This is a genomic window from Corallococcus sicarius, from assembly GCF_003611735.1.
In the GTDB taxonomy this organism is placed as follows: domain Bacteria; phylum Myxococcota; class Myxococcia; order Myxococcales; family Myxococcaceae; genus Corallococcus; species Corallococcus sicarius.
Genome location: NZ_RAWG01000057.1, coordinates 1 through 15760 on the forward strand (window position 1 = coordinate 1; position 15760 = coordinate 15760).

Annotated in this window: 12 protein-coding genes; 6 read left to right on the forward strand and 6 right to left on the reverse strand. The window is 71.7% G+C overall.

Translation table 11 applies throughout. The features are described 5' to 3' along the window. Positions 1-162 precede the first annotated feature (162 nt). The 3 genes from D7X12_RS11575 (at position 163) to D7X12_RS11580 (ending at position 1432) form a co-directional block, all read left to right on the forward strand. Positions 163-879: a zf-TFIIB domain-containing protein gene (locus D7X12_RS11575; RefSeq protein WP_120625356.1), complete on the forward strand. Its 717-nt coding sequence runs from the start codon at positions 163-165 to the stop codon at positions 877-879. Positions 880-985: 106 nt separating this feature from the next. Further along, positions 986-1129 carry a hypothetical protein gene (locus tag D7X12_RS42885; protein ID WP_158620031.1) on the forward strand — a complete coding sequence of 48 codons (144 nt, stop codon included), beginning with the start codon at positions 986-988 and terminating at the stop codon, positions 1127-1129. 102 nt (positions 1130-1231) lie between these two features. Next, positions 1232-1432, forward strand: coding sequence for a hypothetical protein (locus D7X12_RS11580; protein ID WP_120625331.1), 201 nt, complete (start codon positions 1232-1234; stop codon positions 1430-1432). 20 nt (positions 1433-1452) lie between these two features. Here D7X12_RS11580 and D7X12_RS11585 read toward each other — a convergent pair whose 3' ends face one another. Then, on the reverse strand, positions 1453-3414 hold the full coding sequence (locus D7X12_RS11585; protein WP_120625332.1) for an ABC-F family ATP-binding cassette domain-containing protein: 1962 nt from the start codon (positions 3412-3414) through the stop codon (positions 1453-1455). Between the two features lie 124 nt (positions 3415-3538). Here D7X12_RS11585 and D7X12_RS11590 point away from each other — a divergent pair, with 124 nt between their 5' ends. After that, complete coding sequence (locus tag D7X12_RS11590) at positions 3539-5302, forward strand: serine/threonine protein kinase (RefSeq protein WP_120625333.1); 1764 nt, start codon at positions 3539-3541, stop codon at positions 5300-5302. Between the two features lie 194 nt (positions 5303-5496). Here the strand turns inward: D7X12_RS11590 and D7X12_RS11595 are convergent, their stop codons facing one another. From D7X12_RS11595 to D7X12_RS11610, 4 genes are all read right to left on the reverse strand, one after another. Continuing rightward, positions 5497-6255 carry an SGNH/GDSL hydrolase family protein gene (locus tag D7X12_RS11595; RefSeq protein WP_244224495.1) on the reverse strand — a complete coding sequence of 253 codons (759 nt, stop codon included), beginning with the start codon at positions 6253-6255 and terminating at the stop codon, positions 5497-5499. Positions 6256-6555: 300 nt separating this feature from the next. After that, complete coding sequence (locus tag D7X12_RS11600) at positions 6556-7257, reverse strand: polysaccharide lyase family 20 protein (protein WP_244224496.1); 702 nt, start codon at positions 7255-7257, stop codon at positions 6556-6558. Between the two features lie 191 nt (positions 7258-7448). After that, a complete protein-coding gene (locus D7X12_RS11605) occupies positions 7449-8693 on the reverse strand; it encodes a hypothetical protein (protein ID WP_147443614.1) in 1245 nt (414 codons plus the stop codon). Positions 8694-8892: 199 nt separating this feature from the next. Then, positions 8893-10683 (reverse strand): fibronectin type III domain-containing protein, encoded by a 1791-nt coding sequence (locus D7X12_RS11610; RefSeq protein WP_158620032.1) that lies wholly within the window; start codon positions 10681-10683, stop codon positions 8893-8895. 400 nt (positions 10684-11083) lie between these two features. On the opposite strand from D7X12_RS11610, the gene D7X12_RS11615 reads away from it, so the two are divergent. Further along, entirely contained in the window at positions 11084-12559 is a 1476-nt protein-coding gene (locus tag D7X12_RS11615; RefSeq protein ID WP_244224497.1) for an aminotransferase-like domain-containing protein, read from the forward strand. Beyond that, the gene (locus D7X12_RS44990; RefSeq protein WP_120625337.1) at positions 12556-15570 is read left to right on the forward strand and encodes a serine/threonine-protein kinase; all 3015 of its coding nucleotides are present in this window, start codon (positions 12556-12558) and stop codon (positions 15568-15570) included. The genes D7X12_RS11615 and D7X12_RS44990 overlap by 4 nt, the downstream gene beginning before the upstream one ends. Here the strand turns inward: D7X12_RS44990 and D7X12_RS11625 are convergent. Beyond that, a complete protein-coding gene (locus D7X12_RS11625; protein ID WP_208718957.1) occupies positions 15567-15743 on the reverse strand; it encodes a hypothetical protein in 177 nt (58 codons plus the stop codon). The genes D7X12_RS44990 and D7X12_RS11625 overlap by 4 nt on opposite strands. Between the last annotated feature and the right edge of the window lie 17 nt (positions 15744-15760).

Here is a 15760-nt window from a genome sequence, read left to right on the forward strand (position 1 = left end):
CCCGCCCCTCCCAGTCCCTGGCCGTGCCCGAGGAGCTTCGCGAGCCCGCGCCCGTCGTGGCGAAGCCGCCCGAGCCCCGGACGAAGCGCGACAAGCGCCGCCGCGCGAGTTGAGGGGCCCGGGTTCCCGCTCCCGGGAAAGACCCGCTAGGCTGGAGGGGCCATGCAGCCGTGCCCCTGTCCCTACTGCCAGACGACGATGCGCAACACCTACGCGCGCGGGCTGACGCGCGACGAGTGTGGTGCGTGCGGCGCGGGCTGGTTCGACGCGGAGGTGCTGGGGGCGGTGGTCGGCGGCCCCACGCTGGACGCCGTGTTCGAGGCGGCGAAGGGCAAGCCCGGACGGTGCAAGGGATGTGAAGCATCGCTCCAGTACGTCCCCGGCTGTCCGTCCTGCGGGCGGCAGGCGCCCACCTGTCCCGGGTGTGGCAGCGCGCCGCTCCCCGCCGTGGACCTGCGGGACGCAGTGGTGGACGTCTGCGTGAAGTGCCGGGGCGTGGCGCTGGACAAGAAGGAGCTGGCCCGGCTGCAGAAGGCGATGACGCCGGAGCCGAAGGCCCCGGAGCCCCGTGAGCCCATCCAGGCGGCGGACTTCGAACACGCATACGACGACCCCCGGGGGATGAGCCTGCTGCCCAAGGTGAGACTGGGCGACGTGCCGTCCTGCACGACGTGCGGCCGGAGGATGGACCCGCGCTACGGGTTCGTCTGGGAGGAGCGGCTGTTCTGTGGGAGCTGCGCGCCGGAAGGCTCCGCGCCCTACACGGATGAGCTGACGAAGGCGCGCCCCAGTGAGACGTTCGACCGCAGGTCCCGGCACCTGAACACCGGCGCCGCCGAGTCCGCCGTCGTCTGGCTGCTGTCGAAGATCTTCAAGTAGCCCCGTGTCATGACGCGTTGTCCGTCACCGCGCCGCGATTCGTGACAGGCGGTCCACGCCTGGCCGGAGCTCGCTCTACACACGGCTCGGGCTGCGCAATGGGGACGTGCTCCAGCGCGTCAACGGGCTGGACCTGGAGGACATGGAGAAGGCGCTCCAGGCCTTCACGCAGTTGCGGGGTGCCCGGCGCATCGAGCTGCAAATTGAACGCGGCGGAGCCCCGGTCCGGAAGGTCTTCGACGTGGAATGAATGCGGGCCATGAATCCAAAAACAAGGGCCCTGTAACCGCGCGCGGAGGGGCTGCGTACCCATCAACACACGCAGCAACCGACCTGATTACGGAGCCATACCATGAGCATCTGGAGCGACGCCGCCCGTGACGCCTACCGCAAGACGCACCGCTTCCCCAACCAGCCGAACGTGAACGGCGGTTCCGGGCCCGTCATCAAGAGGCAGTTGCCGCTGGAGGCCAAGATCAAGCTGGTCACGAAGCTGCTCGGCAAGGACCTCTTCGAGTCCGCGCGTCCCACGTCCGGATCCAAGCTGGGCTGAGCCCCGCCGCTGACGCGGGCTCAGGCCTGCGCCGCCGCCAGCTTCTCCTGCGCGGCCTCCCACCGGGCATAGAGGTCTTCCAGCTCCTCCTTGCCCACGCGGTGCCCGTCCATCAGCGGCTTCGCCCGGGCGAAGTCGTTGTAGAGCACCGGGTCCGCGAGCTGCGCCTCGCGCGCCTTCTGCTCGGTCTCCACCTTCGCGATGCGCTCCTCCAGCTTCGCGATCTCCTTCTTGATGGGGCCCTCCACCACGGAGCGACGCTGGCGCGCCTCGGCCTCCAGCCGCTTGCGCTCCTTCTCCGAAACCGCCGCCGCGCTCCCGGCGCCGCCCTTGCTGTTGGTCGCGCTGGACTCCGCGCCGTCGGCCGCCAGGCGCTGCTGCTCCTGGTGGTAGAGGTACGCGTCCAGGTTGCCCGGGTGTGACGTGAGCTTGCCGTCCGCGACCTCCCAGACGTGCGTGCACAGGCCGTTGATGAAGCTGCGGTTGTGGCTGACGAACAGCAGCGTGCCGCCGTACAGCTTCAGCGCTTCGATCAGCATCTCGGACGAGTCGAGGTCCAGGTGGTTCGTCGGCTCGTCCATCAGCAGGAAGTTGGACGGAACCAGCAGCAGCTTCGCCAGCGCCACGCGCGCGCGTTCGCCACCGCTCAGCACGCCGATGGGCTTCTCCACGTCGTCACCGCTGAAGAGGAACGCGCCCAGCACGCCGCGCACGTAGCTCTCCGGCTTGTCCGCCGCCAGCGGCCGCACCTCTTCGATGATGGTGTTGTGGCGGTCCAGCTTGTCCGCGTGGTGCTGCGCGTAATAGCCCACCACCACGTTGTGCCCCACCGTCACCTTGCCGGTGTCCGGCGCGAGCTCCCCCGCGACCATCTTCAGCAGCGTCGTCTTGCCCGCGCCGTTGGCGCCCACGACGGCGATGCGCTGGCCCCGCTCCAGCCGCGCGTTCAGCCCGTCGTACACGGTGAGCGCGCCGTAGCGCTTGGTGATGCCCTCCATCAGCACCACGTCCCGGCCGCTGCGCTCCACCTCCGGGAAGCGGAACTTCATCGTCTGCCGCTCTTCGAGGACCGCCACCTTCTCCAGCTTGGCCAGCATCTTCGCGCGGCTCTGCGCCTGCTTCGCCTTGGTGGCCTTGGCGCCGAACCGGTCGATGAAGCCCTGCAGCTCCGCGCGGCGCTGCTCCACCTTCTCCGCCTTCGCCTGGAGGAGCACCATCTCCTCGGCGCGCAGGCGCTTGTAGTCCTCGTAGTTGCCCGTGTACTCGCGCACGCCCTCCATCTCCAGCGACACCACCCGGTTGATCTGCCGGTTGAGGAAGTCGCGGTCGTGGGAGATGAGGACCATCGCCTTGTTGGAGCGGCGCAGGAACCCGTCGAACCAGGCGAGCGTCGGCACGTCCAGGTGGTTCGTGGGCTCGTCCAGCAGCAGCAGGTCCGGGTCCTGGAGCAGCAGGCCCGCGAGCGCCGCCCGCATGCGCCAGCCACCCGACAGGGCCTGGGTCGGCTTGGACAGGTCCGCGTCCTTGAAGCCCAGGCCCTTGAGGATGCGCTCGGCGTGGTGCCGGCCGTAGCGGTTCTCGAAGTCGTCCAGCTCCGCGTGGAGGTCCGCCAGCGTCTGGGCCAGCTCCAGCTGCTCCTCCTCGTCCGTGGCGGCCGCCAGGGCCCCTTCGGTTTCCTTGAGGCGGGATTCCAGCGAATCCCGGCCGGGGACGGTGCTCATCACCGCTTCCACGACGGTGCCTTCCGGGAGGCCGGCGATCTCCTGGGGGAGGTAGCCCGCCCGGGCCCGGCGGCTGTACTGGACGGTGCCCCCGTCGGGCTGGGCCGCCCCGGCGATGATCTTCATCAGGGAGGACTTGCCCGTCCCGTTCGCCCCCACGAGTCCCACCCGGTCCCTGGGACCGAGTGTGAAGTTGTCCTCGTCGAAGAGGACCTTCTTTCCGTAGGCGAGGCTGATGTCCTGGGCGATGACGAGGCTCATGGCGGGGGCGGGAGATAACAGCCCGAAGGCCCCACGGGAACGCCTCAGATGCCTGCCCGGCTGCCCAGGGGGCGTATCTCCCCGGTTGGGCATGGCGCGCCGCTTGCCTATACTCCCGCCACCCATGGCCGCCCCCTGCCCCCATTGCGGAAGTACCGAAGGTCAAGATCACCTGTGCGCGGCGCAGAGCCTTCAGCTCCTGGGGCAGGTGCTGGACGGGCGCTACAAGATCGAGAGCGTGCTCGGCCAGGGCGGCATGGGCATGGTGTTCCGGGCCACCCAGACCTCCGTCCAGCGGCCGGTCGCGGTGAAGACGCTCAACCCGTCGCTCGCCGCGGCGCCCCAGTTCTTCGAGCGCTTCCGCCGCGAGGCGGAGATCGCCAGCCGGCTGCGCCACCCGAACGTCATCACCATCTTCGACTTCGGCCGCGCCGCGGACGGCACCTGCTACTACGTGATGGAGCTGCTCAAGGGCGAGAGCCTCAAGGAGCTCGTCAAGCGCGAGGGGCCGATGACGCTCCGCCGCGCGGTGAACCTGATGGAGCAGGCCACGCTGGGGCTTGCGCACGCGCACGACGAGGGCTGCGTCCACCGCGACCTCAAGCCGCACAACATCATGGTCCAGGCGCTCGACGGGCGGGACTTCGTCAAGGTGCTGGACTTCGGCCTCGTGAAGGCGCTGGAGCAGGACGAGGAGGAGCAGCTCACCTCCACCGGCCAGGTGCTGGGCACCCCGCAGTACATGCCGCCCGAGCAGGCCGGCGGCGAGTCCGTGGATCAGCGCTCGGACCTCTACTCCATGGCGGGGGTGCTCTACTTCTGCCTCACCGGCAGCTCGCCCTACGGCGCGAACACGGTGCGCAAGGCGCTGACCGCCGCGCTCACGCAGCCGGTGCCGCCGGTGAACAGCAAGCGCCAGGGCGCGCCCGTGCCGCCGGAATTGGACGCGTTCTTCGCCAAGGCGCTCTCCGCGGAGAAGGAAGACCGCTTCCAGAACGCGCAGGAGTTCATCGACGCGCTGCTGGATTCAGTGCAGGACCTGTCGCCCGAGGAGCTGGACGCACGCCCCACGGGTGGAGCGGCCGGCGCCGAGCGTGGCACGGGCAGCCGCAGCCGTCCGGGCGCGGGCGGCTCCGGGAGTCGCGCGGGTTCGGGCAGCAAGCTGGGCTCCGGCAGCCGCGCGGGCCGAGCGCCCGGGCCGGGCACGGGCGCCAGCGCGCGCTCCGCGTCGCGCGTGGGCATGGCTCCGCCCCGGGGCACCACTCCGGCGGGTTCGCAGGCCGCGCCCCGGGCCTCCAGCATCGGCAGCCCCCCGCTCTCTCCGGCCAACCGCGCGCGTGCCTCCGCGGCTCGCGCGGAGCCGGTCGCTCCCCCGCCGCCCCCGGGCATGTCCGCGGGCAAGAAGGTGGCCCTCCTCGCCGTACCGTTGGTGCTGCTGGGCGCGGGCGTGGCGGTGGTGATGTCGCGTGGTGGGGGCGAGACGCCTCCGGCCCCCGTGGTGATGACGCCTCCGAAGGCGCCGGTCGCCGCGCCGCCGTCGCGCGTGCAGGACGAGCCGCCCGCGACTGCGCCCCCGCAGGCGCTTCCGCAGGACGTGACGGTGGAGTTCGTCTCCACGCCGCCCGGTGCGGCCATCTTCGACGGGGATGCCCAGATTGGCACCACACCCACGAAGCTGATGCTGCCGCGCGCGAAGAGCACGGTGCTGCGCTTCAAGCTCGCGGGCCACCAGGACATGGAGCGGACGCTGAACTACAGCCGGAGCGCGGACACGACGGCCCAGCGCGTGGAAGTGCGGCTGGATCCGGTGCGCACCGCGCCGTCACGGCCCTCGAAGCCCTCGAAGCCCTCCAATGGCTCCGACCCGGGCATCGGCGTCTTCGAATAGGGCCGCGGGTTCGATTGCCGCCGCTCCCAAGCAGAGCAACCCACTGCTCGCAAGCGCGTTCCCGCTGAACACGCCTGCTCAAGCAGGCCTGCCGAGGCGATACGGACTGCCCCCGGTAGAGCCGCGCGCACGTGGAGGGAGGTGTTCGAGGCCAGCACGGGCAACCGGGCCAGCACGCTCGGACGCGGGTGACGTCAGAGGTGCTCGCGGATGGCCTGGTACCAGCGCTCCGCCATCTTCTCCTCACCGATGAGATTCGGATGGACCCCGTCATACGTGTCCGTTGAGGGGGTGAAGCCAGTCCACTGGTCCACCACGTAGACAGGCGAGTCCTCCGTGCTCTTGGCCGCGGCCAGCAAGGGCATGCGCTGGTTGAGGGACTGGAGTTTCAGCGCCAGCATGGCGCCCGCGGTGGGGATGACCTGGGCCAGGAACACCTTCACCCGTGGGTTCACCACGCGCAGCCGGTCGATGATCTGCTCCAGCTCCAACACGGTGCTGTCCTCTGTCTGGTTATGATACGTGTCGTTGGTGCCCAGGTGGATGAGTACCAGGTCGGGTTGTGTGCTCGCGGCCCAGTTGGAGATGTTCGCGAGCACCTGATCCGTCCGCCAACTCCAGTGGCCCTCATGGTCGCTGTCGAACCCGCCCGAGGAGCAGGTGTTCGCCCCCAGATAGCCCGTCGACAGGGTGCCCACGAAGTCCGCCCTGTTGTCCCTCGCGGTCATCTTCCGCCAGAGCTGGCACCGGTAGCTGGCGTGCCCTGCCGCCCCCTGGGTGATGGAGTCGCCCAGCGGCATCACCTTCTTCGGCGCCAGCGCCTTCGGCGACAGCGCGGCGACACCCGCCTCCTGCGTGCCCAGCGCCTCCAGCGCTTCGCCTTCCAGGGGGCCGCCGCAGCCGAGCAGCGCCACACCCAGCGCGCCCCACACCTGACTCCTCATCCGATGCATCAGAAGCCCCCTCCAGGATGTCCTGTTCATGAATCCCATCAAATCCACAAGCGCAACCGAGCCTGTTTCATTGGAAGATCGTCATCCACGACCCAGACAGGGATGTGGAATGGAAGCCACTCCGCAAGCCCCTGCTTCTCGCGGCGTTGGTCCCGGGCGTTGCTCTCGCATCGCGGTACACGCCTTTGTCGTACGGGGTGAACATCCAGCCACCGCACGTCAGCACGGTGGACAAGCTCCGGCGGACCGCGCGGATGTTCCCCGCGCGCTGGACAGCCAGGCGCGGCTCACAAGGCATCCTTAGGGAGCCGTAGCGGCGAGCGTGGACGGGTCCCCGCCCGCGGGCATCACCTCTTCCAGCGTCGTCGCCATGGTGAAGCCATCATGGTAGAGCGAAGCTGTCTGCGCGATGGTCGCATCCCGGTAGTAGCCAAGCTGGATGTAGCCCGCCGTGTCCGGGTAGCGCGTGGCGATGTTGCGCTTCGGCACCACCAGCTGGCCGTTGTAGTACAGCTCGACGAAGCCGACATTCGGGTCGGGCGACCACTTCACGTGCATCACGAAGTCGTTCCACTGGTCCCGGTGCACCGGCGCCTGCCATAGAACCTCGCCCGAGCTTCCTCCGATGCGCATGTTCATCGTGTCGTTGACGACGAAGAACTCGAGCGGCGGGGAGCCACAGCAGCCGTCATGGTGCCATTGCGTGAACACCTGCCACCGGGGTGAGCTGGGGAAGTCCTGGGGAAACAGGGTGCTCCACTTGTAGTAGTACTCGGAGTCGACCGGCTCATAGGTGCCGTGGAACAGCTCGTTGCGGTTGCCGCTGGCGTTGACGGGGTCGTCTCCCTGCTGGACGGTCACCTTCAGCGCCTTGTTCCCGTCACGGACAAGGTCGCCCACCACCTGCATGCGGTCCGGGGCAACAAACCAGGCCTCGGTGTACTGAGACAGGTCGCCGGTCTCGAAGTCTCCCTTCCAGACGACGGATGCCTGGGCCGCCAAGGGCACCAATAGCGCAAGGGGCGCAAGTTTCAGGAGTCGAAGCATCTGGGTCCTTTTGTCCGGGGGTTGAGGAGGACAGACACAGGAGACCCGCCCGTACTTCCCGCCGGCTTGCGCGCGTGGCGGCATCCCCAGGCATGCGACTCAGCGCTCGTGCCGCCGGCGCCCTGAGGGGACGTCGTCGTCCGCCGTCAGAGATTGCTCTCGTCGGTGTCGGGGTCGAGGCGGACGAGATAGGGCGGGACGGTCCACTTCATGGCCTGTTCGACATCCCCCTCCCGGCTCTTGCCCAAGAGCATGACGCGGGCGAGCGCCATGCCGCTGATCAGGCCCTTGTTCTTGAGGATGGCCTTGCGGAACTCGTCGAGGGTGTCCTGAAGGTGGGTGGTGTTGGGGCGCGACGCGATCAGCGCGTTCAGCATGCCCGCGGCGAGCATTCCCTTTTCGACCAGCGCGGAGAGCGCCTCCATGTACCCGTCGTATTCCTCCTTCGTGAGCAGGGGCCGGCGGCGGATCCGCTTGAGGAAGCGGAGCTTCGGGATCATCGGATCGGACTGATCGCGCAGCAGGCTGCCCATGAGCGGCACCTCACCGTCCGGGTCGTTGTGGAAATAGGTCTGGGTGAGGTCCATGTCCCCCAGGGAGATGTCGACATCCATGTGGATGCCTCCCACGAAGTTGAGGTACAGGAGCCGCGCGAGGTCGGAGAAGTATTTGACCTCATCCCAGTTGCGCATCAGCGCGGCGCCCCCGACGAGGGTCGCGAGCTCCGAGAGCCAGTTGCTGGAGTCATCGAGCTTTTCGATGGGGACCACCCGGAAGCCCGCCAGCTCCAACCTGCGCCGTTGGTTGGCGCGCGTCGGCCGCTTGTCCACGGGCTTCGGAGGCCGCTTCGAGAAGATGAAGATGCCCTCGCTCTTCTTGATCTCTCCGTCGAGATGACCGTCCAGCACCCGCTCGACTTCGGCGGAGTACCACAGGTAGCAGGTCCAACCCGCCTGCCTGGCCCGTGCGCCGTCGGAGACCAGGTCGTCGACGACCGCTGGGCTCATCGGTCCGCCCGTCCAGAAGCGATGGATGTTCTTCGGGATGGCGTGCTTCGTCCCCATGGGCGACTTGAGGAGCCGCGAGATGATCAGCGCCTCGTCCGATTGGCTTGGATTCCAATACGTCCGGTCCTCCGTGCCGCTCAGGATGCCGCGACGCGGCGTCGACGACACCTTCGTCAGCGTGGTCGAGGAGCTGTTGGAGCGGAGCGACCGCTTGATATCGAAGAGGGGAATGGTCGTCTCGCCGACGGGCGGTCCCGAGGCGCCGTGAGTCAGGCAGCTCCCCATCGAGCAGAAGGCGCACGTGTCGCGCACCCACTCGCGCAGCAGCGCCTCGCTTCGATGCCCGGGGTCGCAACAGATTCCCAGATCACAGAACGTACACATGGTCCGCGCCCTCGTGCGGTGGTCGAGCGGTGGACTCTCGCACTTCACGCCCAGGATGGAAGCCCCCACGCGAAGCGGCGCAGGTCCCCTCCGGTGGGGGCCCGCGAGGGTGCGATGAAGCCCGAGCAGGCCATCCGGTTCGGTGAGCAGTGCCCGGGAATCCCGTCGCATCCGCATCGAAGAACCACGGGCCATCCCCCTACCGGTAGTCCACGTGCAGGGCCGGGACGTAGTTGATGGAGCCGCCCGTCTGCTCGAGGCTGCAGTAGCTCGTGACCTGGTTCTGGTTGTCCCAGTTCTGCCCGCCCCAGCTCGGCACGCGGTCCGTGATGGGGGACTGCCCCACGTAGAGGCCGTTCGAGGGCCAGGTCCCGCTCGCCCAGTTCTTCACGACCGTCGTCACGTCCCAGGCCTGCGCGCCGCCGGCCGTCGGCGCCGGCAGCCACCACGAGCCTGCCGTGTAGACCTGCGGCAGCGTGTTGAAGGTCACCGTGGACGGGCTCCAGGGCCCGGCGAGCGCCCGGACCAGGTAGTGCGCGTCGGACACGGGGTGTGGGGCGAGGGCACAGGGGTACATCACGAGCGCCGCCACGAGCACGTTCCTCCCCGAGAGCGCCGCCGTGTCGAACCGGAGCGCCGAGCCACCACAGTTGTGGAAGAGGGCCTGCCCGCCCGGGCCGATGGTCCAGGTGAAGAAGCAGCCCACATCATTCGGTCCGGAGGGCAGGGTCACGTTCTGGTTGGAGAGCAGCGCGGTGCTCTCCATCACGGTGGCGTCACCGGTGGTGCGCAGCACGGCGCGGGTCGCGGTGGTGAACGAGACTCCGTTGGAGGGCGCGGAGCTCGTCGTCCCCTTCACCGCGCGCACGCGCATCCAATAGGCCGTCGCGGGCGTGAGGCCGCTCACGCTCGTCATGGTCATGTTGGCGCCGAGGCGGAAGGCCTCGGTGAAGGGCCCCGCCGCCCCGGTGGCGTACTCCACGGAGTACCCCGTCTCGTCCTGGGCCACGTCGGTCCAGGCGAGGCTCACGCTCGTGGCGGAGGTGACCGTCGCGGTGAGCCCGGTGGGCGTGGCGATGACGACAGGCGGCACCGTCGTCGCCGAGACTGGCGCCGTGTAGCCCGAGGGCGACCACGGCGGCCCGGAGGGCGTGGGGGCGAAGAGGGGCAGCGTGCGGAACCGGTAGTGGTAGGGGGTGCCCGGCACGAGGCCCGTGTCATCCCACGTACCGTTGGGCGGCCCGCCGAAGACGAAGTTGCCCAAGCGGGCCACCTCGGCCCAGGGGCCGGTGGCGGACGGCGCGCGCTCGATTGCGACGCCGCCGCAGATGTTCCAGGTCCAGCCGAGCCGGAGCGAGGTCTGCGACAGCGCGGAAGCCGACGTGCCCTCCGTGGCCGGGCAGAGCGTGGCGATGACGATGGGGCCGTTGTAGACGGAGACCTGCACCCAGGCGGAGGCGCCCGCGACACCCACGGCCCGCACGCGGTAGTTGTTGGTGCCGAAGACCGGGCTCTCGTGTACCCAGCCGGTCGAACCCGCGGGGAGCGTGACTGTCGAGCCCCAGGGGATGAACTCGCTGGAGTACTGCACCTCGTAGGCGGTCTCGTCGGTCGCGGCGTCGGTCCAGGAGAGCCGCGCCACGCCGGCGGACGCCACCACCTCCTGCACGCCGGTGAGGCCGGTCGGCGCGCTGGGCGGCACCGCCGCGGCCGTGCTCACACCCACGACGGAGGTGAACGCCGACGCGCTGGCGCCATTCACCGCGCGCACCCGGTAGAAGTAGGTGCTCCCGGTGGCGAGGCCCATATCGCCGTAGCCCAGGGCCGAGGCAGGTGGGCTCGCGATGAGCGCGAAGGGCCCGCCGCTCGCAACGGAGCGCTCGACCTCGAAGCCGGTGAAGGCTCCGGACGGCGGCATCCAGGTGAGCTCCACGCCCTGGGAGCTCGTGGCCCGCGCGACGAGGTTCGTGGGCGCGGATGGCGCTGCCACGCCGCCGCCGTCTCCTCCTCCGCCGTCTCGTCCACCCCCGTCGCCGCCGCCTGCTCCACCACCGTCTCCTCCGTCCCCGGCGACTCCCTGGCCGCCGTCTGCTTCTCCATCGCCGGCCCCGTCGGTGGGCCCGCCACCGCACGCGGCAAGCGCCGCGAGCGAGACCAGGAGGAGTGCACAGCAGGTGCGGGGCGAGGCGCGAGGCATGGAGACTCCGATTGAGAGGAACATCGAGGCCGACTATTCCCCTGGCCCGCGGCACGGGGGAGGTGCACTCGCGACAAGTCGGCTGGGCCACCCCTGAGCGGGGGTAGGCGGCTGGCTCACCTTCACTTCACCGCGAGCGAAGCGGCCGCCCGCGACGTATCGTGTGGCCACGCCGCCAGCGACCGGAGCAGCCGTGGCCCCCGGCATCCCCACCATCACCCTCGACCCGCGCTCCAACCGCCCGGTCTACCTGCAGATTGCGCATGCGCTCATGTCCGAGATTCACCGCGGCCGGTTCCGGCCCGGCGACGCGCTCCCGGGCTACCGCACGCTCGCGCAGGGACTGGGCGTGTCCCGCAACACGGTGATGGCCGCGTACCGCGAGCTCGCCGACGAGGGATGGCTGGTGGCGGCGCCGGGCGAGGGCAGCACCGTCGCACCCACGCCGCCGCGGCGCCTTCCGGGCGCCTCCGAGACTCCGCCCGGGCCCGCGGCGGAGCTCACGGGCGCCGGCATGGGCTTCGACCTCCGCCGGCCCCTGGACCCCGCGGTGCCCGACGCCGCCCGCAATCTGCTCCGCGTCGCCACCGGCAACCCCGACCCGCGCCTCCTGCCTGGCGCCGCGCTCGCGCGGGCCTACCGCCGCGCGCTCACCGTGAACCCGCGCGGCACGCTCGCGGTGGACGACCCGCAGGGCCACCCCACCCTGCGCGAGGCGCTCGCGCGCACGCTGCGCGCGGCCCGCGGCGTCGCCGCCGCGCCGGAGCGCCTGGTGGTCACCCGCGGCGGGCAGCTGCCGCTGGCCCTCGTTGCCCACGCCCTGCTCGGGCCGGGCGACGCGGTGGCGGTCGAGGCGCTCGGCGCGCGGGACGCGTGGGAGGCCTGCGCCCGCGCCGGCGCGCGCTGCCTGCCGGTGCCGGTGGACGCGCAGGGGCTCGACGTGGACACCCTCGAGCGGCTCCTCTCGACGGAGCGGCTGCGCGCGGTGCTCACCACCCCGGTGCGCCAGTACCCCTCGGTGGTCGCGCTCTCGCCGGAGCGCCGGGCGCGGCTGCTCGCCCTCGCGGCGCGCCACCGGTTCGCCGTGCTGGAGTCCGAGCACGACGCCGAGTTCCAGTTCGAAGGAGCGCTGCCCCCGCCGCTCGCCGCGGAGGACCGCGCGGGCGTGGTGGTGCTGGTGGGCTCCCTCTCGAAAATCTTCAGCCCCGGGCTCCGCCTCGGCTTCGTCCACGCGCCCGCGCCGCTCGTGGCGCAGCTGCGCTCCGCCCGCGACGCGCTCGACCGCCACGGTGACCCCGCGCTCGAGCGGGCGATGGCGGAGCTCCTCGAGGACGGCGAGATCGAGCGCCACCTCAACCGCATGCACCCCATCTACCGCCACCGTCGCGACGTGCTCGCGAACGCGCTCTCGGAGCACCTCGGCGCCGCGCTCACCTTCGACCCGCCCACGGGCGGCCTCGCCCTGTGGGCCCGCACGCGAGAGGGGCTGGACGTGGACGCCTGGGCGCGGCGCGGCCTCGAGCGCGGGGTCGCCTTCCAGGCCGGCCGGCAGTTCGCCTTCGACGGCGGCGCCGTCCCGGGGCTGCGCATCGGGTTCTCCAACTACGGCGACGCGGAGCTGGTCGAGGTCGCGCGGCGGATGGCCGAAGCCCTCCCGGAGGGGCAATGACGGTGGAGCTGCAGCCGCTGGACGGGCGCGTCGTGCTCAAGGGACTGCTCGGGGAGGGCGGGATGGGCCAGGTCCACCGCGCCTTCGACTCCACGCTCGAGCGCGCGGTGGCGGTGAAGTTCCTGCGCGGCGACGACCCGCGCGAGACCGAGCGGCTCGTCCTCGAGGCGCGGCTGCAGGCGCGAGTGGAGCATGAGAACGTGGTCCGTGTGCACGCGGTCGGCTCGCTGGAGGGCCGCGCGTGCCTCGTGCTCCAGCTCGTCGAGGGCAAGACGCTCGCGGACCTCGCCGCGGGCCTCACGCTCGCCACCCGGGTCGAGCTGGTGCGCCAGGCGGCCCTCGGGCTCGACGCCGCCCATCGCCAGGGGCTCGTGCACCGCGACGTGAAGCCCGACAACGTGCTGGTGGAGGAAGGGCCGGGCGTGCCGCTGGCGAGGCTCGGTGACTTCGGCCTCGCCCGCGGCGAGGAGGGCGGGCTCACCCACTCCGGCTTTCCGGCGGGCACGCTCGAGTACATGGCGCCCGAGCAGCTCGCCAGCGCGGGCCCGGTGGACTTCCGCGCCGACGTCTATGCGCTCGGCGCCACCCTCTACGCGGTGCTCGCCGGGCACCCGCCGTTCCACGGGCTCGCCGAGGCGTCGGGGCGCTCCGAGCCGGCGATCCTGCTCCGCCGCATCCTCGCCGATGAGCCGCCGGCCCTCGGCGCCGCGGTCCCCCGCGAGCTGGCGCTCGTGGCCGCGTGGGCGATGCAGAGGGAACCGGCCGCGCGCTACCCCTCGGCGCTCGCGTTCGCCGAGGACCTCGGCCGCTTCCAGCGCAGCGAGCCGGTGCTGGCGCGGCCGCCGACGCTCGCCTACCGCGCCACGAAGTGGGCGCGGCGCAACCCGGTGGCGGCGCGCGCCGCCGCCGTGGCGGCGGCGGCGGTGGTGCTCGGCCTGGCGTGGGCCGCGTTCGCCGAGCGGCGGGCGGGCCTGGACGCGCTCGAGGCCGCGCGGCTGGGCGCCGAGGCGCAGCGCATGGAGAACGCGATGCGCATCGCGCACCTGTCGCCCGCGCACGACCTCTCGCCGGTGTACGCGGCCATCCGCTCCTCCGTGGACGCGCTGCGGCGCGCGGACGGCAGCGCCGGAGCGGCCGCGCGGGCCTTCGCCATCGGCCGCGGCCTCCAGCTCCTCCATGACGCCGACCCGGCCCGCGAGGCGCTCGAGCGGGCGTGGACGCTCGGGTTCCATCACCCCGAGGCGGCGCTCGCGCTCGGCCTGCTGGACGGCGAGCGCTACGCGCGCGAGCGCGCTCAGCTGCCGCGCATCGACGACCCGAAGCGGAAGGAGGGCCGGATTGCAGCGCTCCGGGCGCGCTTCCGCGAGCCCGCCGTGGCGCGCCTGCGGCTCGTCCCCGCCGCGACCGGCGCCGACCGCGACCTCCTCGAGGCCCGCATCGCGCTCGTGGAGGAGCGCCATGCCGACGCCGCCGCGCTCGCCCGGAGGGCGCGCGAGGCCGGGGCCGACCCGCTCGAGGCGAGCACACTCGAGGGCGAGGCCTGGCTGCGCCGCTCCCTCGAGGTCTACGAGACGCGAGACCTTGACGGGACGCTCACGCCCCTCGCCGAGGCCCTCCCGGCGCTCCGGCGCGCGGCGGAGATAGGACGCAGCGCCCCCCGCCCCCGCCTCCTGCTCGCCCAGGCGCTCATGCACGAGGGCATGGTCCGCCAGCAGCGCGAGCCGGTCCGCGCCGACCGCTTCGACCCGGCGCTCGCGGTCCTCGCCGAGGGGCTCGCCCTGGACCCGAAGGACCCGGACCTGCTGGTCGTGCGCTCCGAGATTTTCGCGGAGAAGGGGCGGCTCGCACGCATGCTCGGCACCGACCCGGGCCCGAGCCTCCTCGCCGCGGTCACCTCCGCCGACGCCGCGACGCGGGCCGCGCCTTCGAACCGCTCCGCATGGGAGCGGCTCGCCTGGGCCTGCCTCAATTACGCGCGCGAGCTGCGTGATGCCCATTACGAGGTGGGCTGGGCCTGGGAGAAGGGCATCGCGGCGGCGACGCGCGCGGGCGAGCTCTCTGCCGAGTCGAGCGTCCCGCCCTCGCTGCTCTCGCAGATGTACGCGGACCGCGCCGAGACCACCGGCATCCGCGGCGGCGACTCGACCGGGGACATCGAGGCGGCGCTCGTCGCGGCGCGCCGGGTGGCGGAGATTGGAGACCGCCCCATCGTATCGCGCATCATGCTCGCCCAGGCCATACGCCAGGACGCCACCCGGCGCTGGTCCGCCGGCGAGGCGGCCGACGCGCGCTATGCGGAGGCGGTCCACATCATCGGCGAGGCCTTCTCGAGGGGGGAGGGCCAGTCGGCGCTCGCCGGCTTCGGCGTGCAGATCGCGGTCCTCTGGGCCGAGTCCGTGCTCCTCGAGGGACGGGGGCCCGACGACGCGCTGGCCGCGGTGGCTCCCTGGGCCGCGACGCTGCGGACGCGCGTCGACACCGACATCGTCGCCGCCGCCCAGCTCGCCGAGCTCGAGGTGCTCGAGGTCCAGGCCGCGGTGCTGGCGGGACGGGACCCCGGGCCCGAGTTCGCCCGGGCCAGGCCGCTGCTTGAGAAGGTGGTGAAGGCCGGGGTCTACCCGGCGATGCGGGGCCGGATGGCGGAGGTCGAGCTGCACCGCGCGGCGTGGCTGGCGGGCCGCGGGCTCGACCCCCTCCCGGCCCTCACCGCCGCGGACCGGTACGCGCAGCTCATGAAGGCCGAGGATGCGAGCAGCCCCGACGGCTGGCGCCTGGAGACGGAGGTCGTGCTCGCGCGGCCCTCGCCGCTGGCGGCCGACCTCGCCCGGGCGCGCGCCGCCATCGACAAGTCCCTGACCTTCACGCCGGAGGACCCGCGCCTCCTCGCCCTCCGCGGCCACGTGCTCGCCGCGTCGGGGGACCTCGCGGGCGCACGCGCCGCACTCGAGCAGGCCCGGACGCGGAACGGCCGTCTGGCGTGGGTCAAGTCGCTGCAGGCCAGGTTGCATTAGCGCGTCTCGGGGGGTGGCCCCGCCTTCACGGCCTTGGCGTTGCTGCGCAGGTGCGTGCCCGCGCTGTTGCCCGTCGGCGGCATGGAGATGGGGAGACGCATGTCCCCCGTCTCGCCCTGCTTCTCCAGCCAGTCCGCGGGCACCCACGTCCGCTTCGTGTCCTTGCCCGACACCTGGCTGCTTCCTCCGC